15 protein-coding genes are annotated in these 14,635 nt (G+C 40.2%); 6 read left to right on the plus strand and 9 right to left on the minus strand.

The features are described from left to right. The first annotated feature begins 88 nt into the window (after positions 1-88). The 3 genes from ATK78_RS07765 (at position 89) to ATK78_RS07775 (ending at position 2,695) form a co-directional block, all read left to right on the plus strand. On the plus strand, positions 89-937 hold the full coding sequence (locus ATK78_RS07765; RefSeq protein WP_133575527.1) for a hypothetical protein: 849 nt from the start codon (positions 89-91) through the stop codon (positions 935-937). Positions 938-1,004: 67 nt separating this feature from the next. After that, entirely contained in the window at positions 1,005-1,826 is an 822-nt protein-coding gene (locus ATK78_RS07770) for an AraC family transcriptional regulator (RefSeq protein ID WP_133575528.1), read from the plus strand. Between the two features lie 113 nt (positions 1,827-1,939). Next, positions 1,940-2,695: an SDR family NAD(P)-dependent oxidoreductase gene (locus tag ATK78_RS07775; protein ID WP_133575529.1), complete on the plus strand. Its 756-nt coding sequence runs from the start codon at positions 1,940-1,942 to the stop codon at positions 2,693-2,695. Positions 2,696-2,803: 108 nt separating this feature from the next. On the opposite strand, the gene ATK78_RS07780 is transcribed toward ATK78_RS07775, so the two are convergent. The 6 genes from ATK78_RS07780 to ATK78_RS07805 all read right to left on the minus strand — a co-directional run bounded on the left by ATK78_RS07780 (position 2,804) and on the right by ATK78_RS07805 (position 10,480). Then, positions 2,804-3,511, minus strand: a complete 708-nt coding sequence (locus ATK78_RS07780) for an HD domain-containing protein (protein WP_133575530.1) — start codon at positions 3,509-3,511, stop codon at positions 2,804-2,806. A gap of 14 nt (positions 3,512-3,525) precedes the next feature. Beyond that, on the minus strand, positions 3,526-4,959 hold the full coding sequence (locus ATK78_RS07785; RefSeq protein ID WP_133575531.1) for a tetratricopeptide repeat protein: 1,434 nt from the start codon (positions 4,957-4,959) through the stop codon (positions 3,526-3,528). 17 nt (positions 4,960-4,976) lie between these two features. Then, positions 4,977-8,147, minus strand: coding sequence for a TonB-dependent receptor domain-containing protein (locus ATK78_RS07790; RefSeq protein ID WP_133575532.1), 3,171 nt, complete (start codon positions 8,145-8,147; stop codon positions 4,977-4,979). 171 nt (positions 8,148-8,318) lie between these two features. Next, positions 8,319-9,296 (minus strand): FecR family protein, encoded by a 978-nt coding sequence (locus ATK78_RS07795; RefSeq protein WP_133575533.1) that lies wholly within the window; start codon positions 9,294-9,296, stop codon positions 8,319-8,321. 59 nt (positions 9,297-9,355) lie between these two features. Next, positions 9,356-9,937 (minus strand): RNA polymerase sigma factor, encoded by a 582-nt coding sequence (locus ATK78_RS07800; protein ID WP_133575534.1) that lies wholly within the window; start codon positions 9,935-9,937, stop codon positions 9,356-9,358. Between the two features lie 66 nt (positions 9,938-10,003). Beyond that, complete coding sequence (locus ATK78_RS07805; RefSeq protein ID WP_133575535.1) at positions 10,004-10,480, minus strand: SMI1/KNR4 family protein; 477 nt, start codon at positions 10,478-10,480, stop codon at positions 10,004-10,006. Positions 10,481-10,812: 332 nt separating this feature from the next. On the opposite strand from ATK78_RS07805, the gene ATK78_RS07810 reads away from it, so the two are divergent. Together ATK78_RS07810 and ATK78_RS07815 are read left to right on the plus strand one after the other, a co-directional pair. Next, positions 10,813-11,271: a MaoC family dehydratase gene (locus tag ATK78_RS07810; RefSeq protein WP_133575536.1), complete on the plus strand. Its 459-nt coding sequence runs from the start codon at positions 10,813-10,815 to the stop codon at positions 11,269-11,271. A 200-nt stretch (positions 11,272-11,471) separates the two neighbouring features. Beyond that, complete coding sequence (locus ATK78_RS07815; RefSeq protein ID WP_133575537.1) at positions 11,472-11,702, plus strand: hypothetical protein; 231 nt, start codon at positions 11,472-11,474, stop codon at positions 11,700-11,702. A gap of 215 nt (positions 11,703-11,917) precedes the next feature. On the opposite strand, the gene ATK78_RS07820 is transcribed toward ATK78_RS07815, so the two are convergent. The 3 genes from ATK78_RS07820 to ATK78_RS07830 form a co-directional block, all read right to left on the minus strand. Further along, positions 11,918-12,346 carry an EamA family transporter gene (locus tag ATK78_RS07820; RefSeq protein ID WP_133575538.1) on the minus strand — a complete coding sequence of 143 codons (429 nt, stop codon included), beginning with the start codon at positions 12,344-12,346 and terminating at the stop codon, positions 11,918-11,920. A 68-nt stretch (positions 12,347-12,414) separates the two neighbouring features. Next, positions 12,415-13,026, minus strand: coding sequence for a hypothetical protein (locus tag ATK78_RS07825; protein ID WP_133575539.1), 612 nt, complete (start codon positions 13,024-13,026; stop codon positions 12,415-12,417). A 67-nt stretch (positions 13,027-13,093) separates the two neighbouring features. After that, positions 13,094-14,053 (minus strand): hypothetical protein, encoded by a 960-nt coding sequence (locus ATK78_RS07830; RefSeq protein WP_133575540.1) that lies wholly within the window; start codon positions 14,051-14,053, stop codon positions 13,094-13,096. Between the two features lie 353 nt (positions 14,054-14,406). Between ATK78_RS07830 and ATK78_RS07835 the strand changes: the two genes are divergently transcribed. Beyond that, positions 14,407-14,592, plus strand: coding sequence for a hypothetical protein (locus ATK78_RS07835; protein WP_133575541.1), 186 nt, complete (start codon positions 14,407-14,409; stop codon positions 14,590-14,592). The last annotated feature ends 43 nt before the right edge of the window (positions 14,593-14,635 follow it).

Consider the following 14,635-nt stretch of genomic DNA (forward strand, 5'->3'; position numbering starts at 1 on the left):
TTTAAAAATATTTTTATCAAAGGTTGTTTTTCTGTTTAAAGTTATATAAGGTCGTATTCACAAAATACAACACTTAAAAAACTTAAATATGAAAACTTTAAACACCAGTAATTTACCAGTCATCGTTGCATTAATTAACAAATTAATGTCCGCTGAAAGCATTTTATGTTTCGACAGCAACACCTATGGTGCAATATGGAGGGGTGCTTTCCGGGCAGGCGAGATTGAAGTGGAAACACATACCCATTTACAATTGCTCGTTATCAGCTCTGCAACGGTAAAGGAGACATTAAATGCACAGAATGAAATTAATAGCCTGAAATATTTAGACATCACGGTTACGATACTTGCACATAGTAAAACTGAAGTAATGGCCGCTTTGAAGAAAAGTAACCGGTTCTTTCATTCAGTGATCCATCATGCAGACCTTTTACATTCAAAGATATCATTCCAACACCTCAAGAACATCATTCCTGCAGATCCGCAGGAAAGCGGGCTGCATTTAATAAGAACCTGGAACCGACGCTACGCCAGCGGGTATTGTTTTTATCTCGGCGCACAAAATATCCTATCGGAAAAGAATGCCGGAGAAGTTGTCCTCTATCTTGTTGTCCAAAGCCTGAAACAAACGTGCCTTGGTCTGATCGCTGTTTTTTTAGGCTATCAGCCAAAGTCTTTTGACCTCCATACTTTATTAACGCTTTGCGATTGTATTGATGAGCGGCTTGAGGGGATCATCCCCAGAAGAACCGATGAAGATAAATTCTTTTATGCGATCCTCTTACAAAACAACAAAAGCTTTTATCGCGACGAGGTTAAAAAGATAGATCCTCCTGTCATTTACCTTTTTCAAAACCGCTGCCTGCATTACCTTAAAACTGCAGAGCTGCTCTGTGAAGAAAGGCTAAAGACTATTGTACGCACGATGTCAAATTGAAATGGCTTAACAAGCTATTTTATAGAACTTATGTTATATTAGTTTTAATTCTAATAAACACATTCTATTGAAGATCTCCAGAGAAATACCTTTACACCGATTGGATCATAAAGACGTTTATGCTTCCTATGCGGAAGAGATCGATCTGGGCGATTTTTCTACCAGTCACCGGATTGACTTTTTCGCAGTCATCTGGTACTGCTCGGATAGGGATACCCAATATATCGATTTTGAACCCTACCCGGTTAAAACAAACCTGGTTTACCTGCTGGCCAGAAACCAGGTCCATGCCTTACCCGGCGTTCCACCGAAAGCGAAGGTCTTACTGCTTTCAAAGGAATTCTTTGACCGCATTGAAGAAGAAGACCTTCGCTTTCTGTTTTTTCCTTTTAACAATGAGGCCATTGTCATTCCCGATGAACAGACGGAGACATTAAGCAGATTATTTGATCTCATTTTACATGAAAACAAGAACGACAATGAGTCGCGTCTTCTCCATTTTTATACCAATGCGTATTTACTACAGCTTCAGCGGTTAAGCCAAAATTCTACCACAAGATCTGCTTTGATTGATCCCCGGATGCGGAAACTCTTTCAGCTGATCAGCATACATTATAAATCGCAAAAACTGGTTGGTTTTTATGCCGACAAGATTGGACTGAGTGCGAAACGCGTCAACCAAATAGTGACAGAAAAAACCGGCATTACCGTCAGTCAGCTTATTTACAATTATATCCTCATAGAAGCAAAGCGGGAAATTAGCCATCACGACAAATCCTTTAAAGAGATCGCTATAGACCTCGGTTTTAAGGGTCAGTCTTATTTCAGCCGCTTTTTTAAAAGACATACCGGAACGACTCCAGAAAGCTTCAGGCAACGCCACCTTTAATCTTTTTATTCCCTGGATTTCCAAATTGTGCCAATAGACAAGCCAATTGTGCCACTAGTTTTTCAATCCAATATCAACCCGTAAGCGTTATATAGTATATATAAATTATTACGATGAAAGGACTAAAAGATAAAGCAGCACTGATTACCGGTGGTGCATCGGGCTTGGGTAAAGCCATTGCTGAAAGACTGCATGAAGAAGGTGCAATTGTAGTGATCGCAGATCTAAATGAAGATGCGGGGAATAAACTGGCACAGGAGCTAAATGGCTTCTTTGTAAAAACGAATGTCACAGATGCTTCCGCAGTTGAGCAAGCTGTTGCTTTTACGGTTGAAAAAGCTGGAAAGCTGGATATATTTGTCAACAATGCCGGTATTGACGGGTTGCAGGCCTCAACACATGAAAGCACTTTAGAAAATTGGCACAAAGTGATCGATATTAACCTGAATGGTGCTTTTTACGGACTAAAATATGCCCTAGCCCAATTTGTTAAACAAAATACTGGTGGTGCGATCATCAATACGGTTTCTACTGCCGGACTGGTCGGGTTTGCAAATATCCCTCCTTATACCGCAGCCAAGGCAGCCCTGGTTAATTTAACACGGTCTACCGCCGTTGAATATGGTAAATATTTTATCCGGATAAATGCAGTTGCCCCAACTACAGTATTGACCCCGCTTGTACAGCATTTCATTGATTCGGCGGAAGATCCTGCAGCGATGAAGCAGCACATGGAAACGATGAACCCGATACCAGGCATGCCTGAGACCCAGGATATCGCGGCTACTGTTGCATTTTTAGCCAGTGATGACGCCCGTTTTATTTCAGGAATAACCGTAGCGGTTGACGGTGGATATACCGCACAATAAACGATTCATACAAGAACAGTTTATCCCTATACTACTGTAAAGATAATCTTTATAACAAAAAAGCCCCGGTCATTAAACAACAATGGCCGGGGCTCCTTTTTTAGATCTTTATGGTAACGTGCTGATCTCTGCAGCGATATTCTCTCTTGCTGATTTTTCGTAGATCTTATAAAAGAAATCTGTTTTAAAGATCCGTTCCATCCCTAAAAAGTATTGCAGTACCTTTTTTCTTCCTGCAGAAAACTGCGGCGTATCTCCATACTCCAACCTGACATTTTTAACATAGGTCTCATACGTATTTCTATCCAATCCAAGGATGGTCATGTCTGCATCATTGAAATAATTGGTATCCGTATCGGTACTTAAAGCATGCGTTTTAGTTGCCAGGATCAAAGCTTTACATTTTGCTATCTGCTCTTCCGGATAACCAATGCTCTTCAATCGCTCTACAGCCATGTCGGCGCTTCTTTCTTCATCCTTATGATCAACGGAATTATAAATTACATCATGGTAAACCATTGCGATGATTAATAAGTCGTCATCAGTTGTAAGGTCTTTACATTTTTTAAGTTGATTGTAGAAATTCTGCAGGTGTTCCATGTTGTGGTAATGCCTGTCTTTTCCGCTGTAATTGCTGACAATTTCGTTCCACAATGCTTTAGCGGCAGCAGGGTTTGACTTGTATTTCAGCACGATACGTTTAAAGGTACTTTCCAGGTTTTGATCAGCAGGCTTACCATTCATAAATGCAAGGTTTGAAAGTGCAAATAAGCAAATTATGATGCCATTTATCCAATTCATTTTATGTGTTTTCATATCGCTTTGTTTTATTATTTCATCAAAGGAAAAATACCAGCTTCAGCTTTGTGCTGAACCAGGACTTTATTCATATCCACTTTTATCGTCACTATACCCGTGGTTTTATCGTACGTAAAATCATCCATTTCGCGATTCAATGGGATATAGGCGGGAATGGTTGCTTTGGTATCGTCTTCCTTTACATTTGAATTGTTTTGTTGTTCAATTGTAGATACAGGGAAACGAATCCCCAAGTCTGTCATCCTCCGGCCTTCAGAGATAAAGACCTCCTGCCTGATTTGGGACAGCTGGTAAAGTAATGCATCAACGGTTGTGGCTGCATCAAGATCTGCCGGTGTAACAGAGGTACCTGATACGCTATACACAGAAATATTTCCTGCTTGCCTTCCCAATACCAGTCCTGCTTTTTCCGGAGCGGCAGCATCGGCCTTAACTTTTACCGTTGCCAATACCGGATAATCACTTCTTGTTCCTTTTCTAACGGCCAGTTTACCATCTACGCTGGCACGTGGCCTGTTGCTGATGACATTGCTGACCAAATTCTTAAGGATGGTTCTTGCCGTTGTCAGATCTCCGTTACCTAAAGCTGCTTCTGCTGCAATAAGAAACGCCTCTTCACCTTTTAAAAGGGCGATTGGTTTTTGGTCTGCTGCCGCATTACTTGAAGTGTGGAAGAACTTAGGATCTAAGAAGTCCAGTCTTGGCAATGGCGCCAGTACGTTTGTAGAATTACTGAAGGTATAGGACTGCATGGTATTGGAAACTCCATTTAAGCCGTCATATGTTATGTTCTGCAATAACATGGGTGCTGCGGTCATTACTGCGCTGGCATTAGCCAATGCATTGGTTTTGTTTCCAAGGTTATAATAAGCACGTGCCAAAGCCAGTGTATATACATTCTTTTTTGCGGCATCTGTTTCCAGGGTCAATGCATTGTTAAAATATTCAACGGCTTTTTGATATCTGTCTGCCGACGAGCTTACCACACCTCCTGCGTTTATAGGAAGACCTTTGCAAAGTTCGCCGCCAACTAAATAGCCATAACCACCCATAAAATACATTTGGGCTTTCATGGTATTTGTGGTTTCAGCATCTGCCGGTGCAACACTGTTAATTCCATATTCTGCCATTTGGGTTAACCTGGCAATTGAGCGCTGCATATTGTCTATGTCGAGGTCTGAAGGCAATAAGTTAGGTAAGTCAAAAACCTGGTTAGATAATGAGCTGTTGTTGTAATAGTTATCAGACACAATCTCCGTATATACTACGGTCATGTTGAGCATCAATGCCAGCTGCTTATTCATCCCGGCGATCCAAACTTGTGAGGATTGCGGGGTACCTATAAAAGCATCATTTGTCAGGTTTGGATTATCAACCTCTACCAGTGAACAGGCGGAAAGTAAAGAGCCAAGCAGTAAAGCGATGGTATATGTTTTAAAATTCATGATCGTTCTTTTTCTGTTTAAAAGTTAATTTTGATGGATGCGAGAAACTGGCGTGCTGCAGAGTGTGCGGCATAGTTTAAACCTCCGGTTGTGGCTGATCCCTGACCTTGTGCACCACCTGGCATTACGGCTTCAGGATCTGACGATGATGCGGTGTAATTTAACGGGTTAACTGCGGTAATTCCAATGGTCAGATTTTGAAGTCTGCCTAAGCTTGTTTTGTCGAAAGCATACAACAAGCCGATTGTCCTTACCTTTACGAAATCGCTTTTCTCTACAAATAATTGTGAATAATTTAACCAGTTGCTGGTTTTGTTCTTTGCGATCTCTTCTGCAGGAACTCCTTCTGTAGAAGCACCATAGTTGATGCGGAACTGTTTGTCCCAATTGTGGATATAGCCACCTTGCTGATAGTCGCCATTCGCAAACAGCGATAGGTTCTTATACCTCAGGTTCAATCCAAAGCTGCCGTTAAGCGTTGGGATCGTTGATCCAAGGAAAGATAACGGAATGGAACTTTGCAAGGTATTGTCTGCGCCAAAGACCCCATATTTTCCACTGATGTAACCAATTGGATAACCCTCTTTCACCATGATCTGAACGGTTGGTGCAGTTAAACCATTGAGGTTAAATGCAGGGGCACCGCCTGTGCTCACTACAATATTGTCTATGGTATTTGCAGAAGCCCTCAACCTTAATCCCCACTCTTTGTTTTCAATGACAGAAACGGATGTGGAGAATTCGAAGCCTTTATTCTTGATCGTTCCAATGTTTTGCAGGGATCTTTCTAATCCTGTAGAAGATGCAGGGGGAACAATGAAAAGTGCATCCTTTGTGGTGTTGTTAAAATAACCTGCTGTAAAGGAAACTTTGTCTTTAAATAAGCTCAGGTCAATTCCAATCTCTTTGGAATAGGTCTTTTCCGGACGCAAATTATCATTACCTGCGTTTCCAAAAGTAGCCGATTGGCCGCCATTAAAGCCGGTAATGTCTATGGTGCGCTCGTTTGCAAATGGTGTTGGGAAATTACCTGAAACCCCATAATTGGCCCTGACCTTTACCGTGCTGATCACCTGCTGGTCCATATTCATGAAGAAGGGCTCAGAGCTCAGGATGTAAGAGAAACCTGCTTTAGGATAATATTGTGCGCCAACGGATTTACCGAAGGCCGAATTACCATCACCCCTTAAGCCAAGGTCAAGAAAATACCGGTCTTTAAAGCCAATGTTTTCCTGTACAAAAATGCCGTAGTTGGCAACTTCTGTATAATATTCTGAGCTGGTCCTGGTAGCTGCTTGTCCGATGGTAAGGGCACCGTCGCGAATGTCCTGACCGATGTAAGAAATTTGTCTGTCTTCGGTACGGAACAACTGACCTCCTAAAGTACTTAAAAACGAGAAGTCGCCTACTTTATAATCATACTGTGCAGTCAGGTCGAACGTTAAGCCCAGGTAATTGCGCTCGAAGTTAGACAGTGAACCGGCTGTATTGGAACGGATGTGGTTATTGAACGCTTTGGTCACTACCGATTGTTCTCTCTGCACCCTGTAATCCACACCTGCTGTACCTTTGATCATCAGATCTTTTAATGGCTGATATTTAAATGCCTGTGCCGTTTGAAAGCGGTTTACTTTGGAGCTGTTGTTCTGCAGTCTTTCCGCTTCATCTACATACGATTTCATTTTTGCAAATTCTTCATCGGTTAAGTCGTTGAGATTGGGATTAAACCCGGGGCCAATTACTTTAGATGCACCATCTTCTGCAAACCACAATCCTGAATAACCGCCTGAATTTCCATTCCTGGTTCTTTTTAGATTTTGGTTGTTGTAAGAGAATGTACTCTCGAAGGTTAGATCTTTGGCAATTTTAGCATTTAACCCGATTCTGAAATCTATTTTTTCCTGTTGATTTTGATCGTGGATTAAAACGCCGGACGATTTGTTATAGGCACCGCCTGCGCTATAGCCCATGTCTGAATTACCGCCATTAACACCAAGACTATATTTTGTGTATACCCCATTCTGGTACAACAATTCTTTTGTACGATCAAAATAATGATAATCTGTTGTCGGCGTTTCTGCACCCACATCTATTCCTGCGCTAAATGAAGCCTCACCAGATCCCTTTTTCTTGGTAAAGATCTGCAGTACGCCATTGGCAGCATCAGATCCATATAAAGTGGTTGCTGCTCCGCCGCTGATAAACTCTATTTTCTCAATATTTTCAACTGGAATATCCGCTAAAGAGCTGGTTGAAGCACCTTGTGAAATTCCTCCGGATAGGTTCATTCCAATTGACGGGGCTGTATTCAAATTATCTACCCGTACGCCATCAATGTAAACGATAGGTGTAGAATTGGCATAAGCAGAATTAAATCCCCTGGTTTGAATGATTGATGTGGCACCGGCTTGTCCGCCGGAAAGCTTAATTTGTGCATTTGGAATTTGCGACTGGATCAGCTGGTCGATCCGGTTTACCGGCAAATCGCGGATCTGCTTTTCAGAGATCGTAGTTACATTGGTAGACAAACGTCTTTTGCTTACGCTTAATCCTTGTCCGGTTACTACAACTTCATTTAATCCAAGCAGATCTTCTTCCAGTTCAACATTTAATACGGCACCCTGGTTTCTCCGGGTTATGGTAATTTCCTGGGTTTTATAACCTACATAGCTCACCGAAAGCACCAGTTCTTCCTTATCTTCCGGAATGGAGATTGTAAACCTTCCCTGAACGTCGGTCTGCGTTGCAGCAGTTAAGCCTTTTACGCGAACACTTACACCCGGAATGGTTTCCTTATTTCCTTTATCCCTGATGATCCCTGAAATGGAAACCGGTGGAAGTACTTTTTTTACGAGCGGCTTTGCCGATGGCGTTTTATTGGCTTCAATGAGAATATACTTCTCGTTCATTTGTCTGAAACTGGCGTGGTCATTTTTCAGCAGCCCTTGTAACACTTCAAAAACAGATTTGTTACTGGCCGACATGGTGATGGTCCGCTCTGCGTTAATGTCATTGTTTTTATAACCGATCAAAAACGGTGTTTGCTGCTCAATGAGTGTAAACACCTGTTTTAAGCTCAGGTCTTTGGCCTTAAAAGAAATTTTCACTTCTTTCATTGACTGTCCGGAGGTTCCGGCAGCATGTAAAAGCAGGTTTGAAAATAAAAGGAGGACTATTGTTAATTTCATTTTTAAATTAATAAGCGACCACAAGGGGTATTTGTAACCCCGATGAAAAAAATGCATATTTGAGTTGTTTTTAATGTATTTGAAGATTCGTTAGAAATGCTGGTGTGCTGCTTCAGCGCACCGTTTGAACCGGTTATGTTAGCGCATTTCCGGTTTTTTTATTTAGGCGGGTTATTTTTTCTTCATAATGTATAGTTGGTTTTGTTTGATGTAAAATGTGTGGTGTGTAAATTCTGATAGTATTTGTGCGCTGGTCTGCAGGTTTTCATTCCCCAGCGTGATGGTATATTTATCCGTGTCATTCATTTTAGGATCCAGGCTGACCTTAGTATTATAATGCCTGCTGAGCTGTTTGGCGATGTCATCCATTGAAGAGTTGTCGATGTATAGCTTATTGCTGATCCATGAACTTAGCAGTTCTGTATTGCCGGTCTTAATTTCTGCCAATTGCGTTTTGCTGTTGAATATCAGCACCTGGTCCTTTACCATTTCGTTAGCCAGCATCAACTCTTGTTTATTCTCTGTTGTATGGGCTACTTTAACTTTACCGGTTGCTACTGCAATTTTGATTTCTGATAGGTCCGGGTAGGCATTGATGTTAAATGAGGTACCCAGTACGGTGGTTTTTAAATTGCCCGACTGGATGATGAAGGGGCGGCTTTTATCTTTAGCAATCTTAAAAAAAGCTTCTCCCGACAGCTGAACCTCTCTTGTACTTTGTTTGAAATCTGATTTTACTTTAAGTGATGATCCTGAATTCAGTGTGACTACAGATCCATCGGCAAGGGTAATTACCTTATGCTCACCTTTAAGTGTAACGTATTCGATTGCAGTCTGACCTGCATGATCGCTAAAACGATAGATCATTAACGAGATCGTTGTCATTAAAGCAAGTACTGCTGCGAAGCGAAGGTATACCGGTAAACGAAAGATCCTGGCCTTTTTGGGATTCGCTGATTGTATCTGGTTAAAGAGTTTCCTTTTTACGTTGTTCAGCGAATTTTTTTCCTGCGTCCGTCCCGGAAGCGGAGATTGATCAAAGGACTTGTACCATAGTTCGACCTGTTCTTTTTCGGCTGCGCTACAGTTACCGGCCAAATACTTTTTTAGCAGGGTCCTTTCTTTTTCTGTTTGAGGTGAGGTTTCCATTCACCTATATAATTAGAGAAATGGCCTCCTGGTACCGTTAAATAATTGTTATGAATACATTAATAGAAAAACAGCATAAACGGAATGAGCTGGATCATGTATTTTGCATTCAGTTTTCCGCGCAGGCGCTGCAGAGCCATGGTGATGTTGTTCTTTACCGTTTGCTCTGAAATACTTAGCCTTTCTGCAATTTCGCGTACAGAAATGTGTTCTTTACGGCTCAATTGAAACGCAAGCCTCATCGTTTGGGGCATATTCTGAACTTCATTATCCATGATAGTTTCCAGTTCACGGGCCATGATAAATTCTTCAGCCGGGTATTCAAACGCGGGTTCCATTTCTTTGAGCAAATGGGTATGTTCTATTTTTTTAGAGGTTCTGGCATATAACGCAAATACGCATTTTTTGGCTGCACCCAGCAGATATGGAAGCAGGCTGTCTGAGATGACGATGGTTTGGCGGTTCTTCCAAATTGAAATAAAGATATCCTGTAAAATCTCTTCGGCTTCTGTCTCAGATTTTATACGCTGATATATATGTCTATACAGTAATGTTTTGTATCTGTCAAACAGCGTCGAAAATGCGCGTTCGTCGTCCTGTCTGATCAGCATGAACAGTTCCTCGTCTGATAGCTTCTTCATAAAACCTCCACTGGCACAAAAGTATTGGCCGCATGTAAAGTCTATGTTATCCCAGGTTTGTATTATTTACTCAGGGCTTTTATTGGCAAGATTTCGTTTTTCAATTGTTTCAGTCCAATTATAGATGCCGTGGATTAGTCCTTCATTCAAGAACACGTCAAGAAATTCAGAAAGTGAATCGGTTAATGTCATTTCCGTTTGAGCGGTATTGTAAATGGTGTAGGTATATTCATCTTTGACCGAGATCGTCCACATGTCACAATAGATGGAGTACTCCGCGAAATCAAAGTCGTTTGGCGGCAAGACATCAGATTTGCCATTTTCTATCATCTCATACAATGGAATGATATTAAATATGTTATCATCTGAATAAAAACCATTAGTAAACTCATAAAAAGTACGCATATCTTTTGGTAGCTTAATCTCCATCGCCTGTTCAAAGTCAGCAATCTCAGCTACCGAAGCTCCGGAATTTAGTATAATTCCAAGTTTTTCATGGTCGGCCTGAATTATTTTTATAATGTTTTCAATTGTTAAGTTCATATATGCACTTTAATAAATACCGAAAGTCTTTAATTAGGGAATAGATAGTTGCGCATTTATGTCAATGGAGGGGGTTCATTGTTGTGATAATATGCTACAAGTTATATTACCTAACTTTGCTTTTGACATACGCTTTCTAATCAGAATTTCAACTTTAGACATATGTTCTAAAGTACGATAATTTTAGACTTACCTGATACTACACTTAGCTATTTTTAGTGTGGATGATTAGAGTGAGTTTAAGGATTAAAATTTGTGAATCTCTAAATAATTGATTTTTGCAAAAAAAACACGATACTTGATGTCTTGAAGCAGATTTTAGATATACATATATGGTAGTAATCAATAATTTTGAAGAGTATAAATCGTATTCAGGTATTGAAATAGGCGTTTCCAAATGGCATACGATTGATCAGAATCAGATTAACAGGTTTGCTGACGCAACGTTAGATCATCAGTGGATCCATACGGACGAGGAAAGAGCTAAAGTGGAAGGCCCTTTTAAAAGTACCATTGCGCATGGTTATTTAACCTTATCGTTAATCCCTTATTTATGGAAGCAGATTGCTGATGTCCGCAACATTAAAATGGAAATCAACTACGGGATTGAGAGTTTTAAGTTTGGACAAGCCGTACTGGTAAATAACGAGGTTCAACTTAAAGCCAAACTTAATTCGATTGTGAACTTAAGGGGCGTTACCAAAGTTGTAATCGAAGCAACCCTAATTATTAAAGACCAGCCGAAACCCGCTTATACCGGTAATGTGGTTTTCCTGTATCACTTTATTTAAGTTTAAGTTCATGATATAAAGACTTCAACCTGTTTGCAGTGCAGGTATTGAAAGGTCGTAGTTTCGATCCTGGCTTTTCTGAATTACGCTAATGTATAAACACTAATATCTATTAAGTCTGTTTGATTATATAACATGAACTGACCAATGAGTTAAAATGATATGTTTTATTTTGCCCGCATTATAAGATAAATTTTACCATGGAAAAAACAGTGATTAAGATTAGTGCAGATTTGCAGCAATTCATAGACAAATTTGAGCCAAACAAATTTAAACTGATGGCTAAAGGGATTGAGATCAGGGGGATCAACGACATGCATAGAAATATTACCCAGGCCAAAGATCTGATCGAAAGATTAGAACTTAATCTCTTTGTATCTCACAATGCAGAGATGCTTAGTTATGGAGGATTTGAAGTTAACAATCTGTAATTGTTTATTCCTGACTCTTTCATAAGGCAGACTAAAATAACAAAGTAGCTATAAAAAAATCCTGCTCGCAGTAACGAACAGGATTTTTTTATAGCTATATTTTATGAATTGACTTATATATCTAAATATAGATTTTATCTATACATTCTAAAACAATAAATTCAAAATAGCTATTATTAGCCTCTATCATGAATTTAATCCCGTTATTATCACCTTTACTTCCCTCCGTCTGAAAAGGCGATTAAAGCTGCGCCTGCAATCATGACTGTTGCGCCGACGATCAATTGCCAGCTGATTTTTTCTTTCAGGAATACAACAGATAAAATTATGGCTATGACCAGTGAAGATCTTTCCAGCGTAACGACATAGGAAGCGGGTCCGAGTGACAGGGCTTTATAAGAAAATAATGTAGAGAGAGAGGTACAGACACCTGCTATGATGAGCAATACCCAGGCTTTGGTCTCAATTTGTTTCCAGTCTGCAAAGTTGCCCTGGTAAAGCACAACTGACCAGGCGATTGCGAGGATGAGGACTGCCTGAATTGCAAATGCCAGGCTTGAATCTACATTTTTTAATCCCGCTTTAGTTAACACAATAACCAGGGCCGCAGATATTGCAGCCAGAATACCCCATAAAACCCACATAATTTCTTTTTAATAGTTAACACCGGAAATCCGGAATAGATTACAAAAAATGCATTTTCTAACGGCTGTTATCTCAGCGGCAGATAGGTTCCTGATAATTCTTCTCCTTTTTGATGGATGATAATTGCTGTACACGCTTTCCCATTATCTATTTCGAACGCAATCCCTTCATGACTGTCCCAAACATCGAGTTCATTGTTTTCAGTTTTAAAAGATTGGATCTTATGGACATTGTAAACTTTTTTGATCTCATCCAGCGTTGAAGCAACCCCGATTCCATTTGATGCTTTAAATTTTGGGGATGTGATCCTAATTTGTTTTACTCTTGCTTTTGGCATATCACCGGTATCTCTAACGGCATAGATGGATGTGGAATGTTTAATTCCCTCACTGTCGTCATACCAAAAAGCAACCATCTTCTGCATGGCTGCATCACTTGAATCCGGCCGGCCAAGTACTTTCAGCACTTCTTCGCTATCCTCGTTTATTTTAATTTTTCCTGCTGCATCGCCGGGTTCCAATACGAAGTCTTTATCAACAGCATCTGATGAAGTGGCCGCACTATCTAAAGATGTATTTGCTGCGGCATTATTATCCTGCTTGTTGCCATCGCTGCTGCAGGAAATGAATCCAAGAGTGATGGAGCACAATATGGCTATGATAGTTTTTGATTTGAACATGATATTTATTTATAGTAAAGACAGATAAGTCCAATAAAATGTTTTTTTCAATTCTATTTAGCGATGATCATTTACTGTTATGGACGATATATTTTTCATAGATATACTTTGTAACCGGCATTAATCTTTTGCGGCTCTCAGTAGGGTGATCACCTCCCATGGTATAAAACTCAATTTTGCCACCCACTTTTGCGTAGTAAGCTTTACCTATTTCACTTTCGGTGATCAAAGCCTTATTCGTGATTTTTTCTAAATGGGACAATCTAAAAGTATCCAAAGGAATAACAGAAGCACGATAAACCTTTTGATCACAGGCAATGGGCTGGTAATGTTTTCCGTCCCAATACATACATTGCCGGTCGCCTTTTCTGTAAAAAATATACGAGCCAATTAAAACAATCACTACTGCGGTAAATGCGAGAATGGCTTTATTGAATTTTTTTGGAACATTTACCTGTTCATTGATACTAAGGCTTTGAACCGGGGATGGTACTTCTACAAAAGTTACATTTTCTATTTCTTTTGGGGCTTCATCATTTATCGATTGATTTAAAATTTGAATCTCACTTACTCCTTCCACACTTGGTTCAATCTCTGGAAAATCTGGATTTTTGTCGCTTTCTTTTGAACCAATAGTTAACGACTTCAGACCAACGGGATCATAAAAATTTACTGGTATATGGGGCCTGGGCTCAAAGTTGGTCATCCAGGCCAGGAGTTCAATGGTCTTTTCCTTTATATTCTCTACTTTTCCTTTCAAAAAGTTGTCCAGGGCTTTGAATTTATCGGCATCAGACGCCTTAACCCCCTGCCTGTATTCTGCCCCACTATTTCTTTCCCCAAAGATCGCTTTGAATGTATTGCGATCCTTATCCGAATACCTTTCATTAAAAACGTCTAAACATTCCTCCTTTAATCTGGCTTGTGTAGGACGCTGCAATTTAGGAGGCAGCGTACCCTCATTTTTCATCTTTTCATAAGCAAGAATTACTTCTCTTTTATAATCTTCAAACTTTTTCAAATCCATTGAACGGTTATAATGAACGGAATTTTCGGAATTTCAAAGGAATTTTCGGAATTCAAACAGAATTACCAGAATCTTCGGAATCCGTTGACAGATAACCACTTACAACCCCATATGTTTGCATAAGAAATCGGTTAAGGCTTTGGTTAGCTATCAAAGTTAAATGTACAAAACAGATTTCATAAAGAGATGAAAGCGCGGTAGTTAGCAGCCGGGTTGGGAAGCAGCTACTTGCTCCCGCGATGGATTCTCACACTTCCCAAAAATTTCAGAAGGCCTTCTGATTTGCATTGCGGCAATCCACCCGATAGGATTCGGGTGGACCTGCACAGTATTTCATTCTTAAATTTTTGATCATGTTTTTACCATTAATCATTGCCATTTTATTGGGGCTTACAAGTCCGGCAAACACAAACTGCAATCATAATAACAACAGCACCGTAACTACCAATGATGATCCCGGTAGTGGTGACGACCCAAAAGGAAATCCTGGCGGTGATACGGGCGGAGAAAACGGACACCTTCCACCTCCAAAACCATAATGAAAATAAGGCGGCCCAGGTCGCCTTATTTCTTTCCTATTTC

The organism is Pedobacter metabolipauper, from assembly GCF_004362715.1.
Taxonomy (GTDB): domain Bacteria; phylum Bacteroidota; class Bacteroidia; order Sphingobacteriales; family Sphingobacteriaceae; genus Pedobacter; species Pedobacter metabolipauper.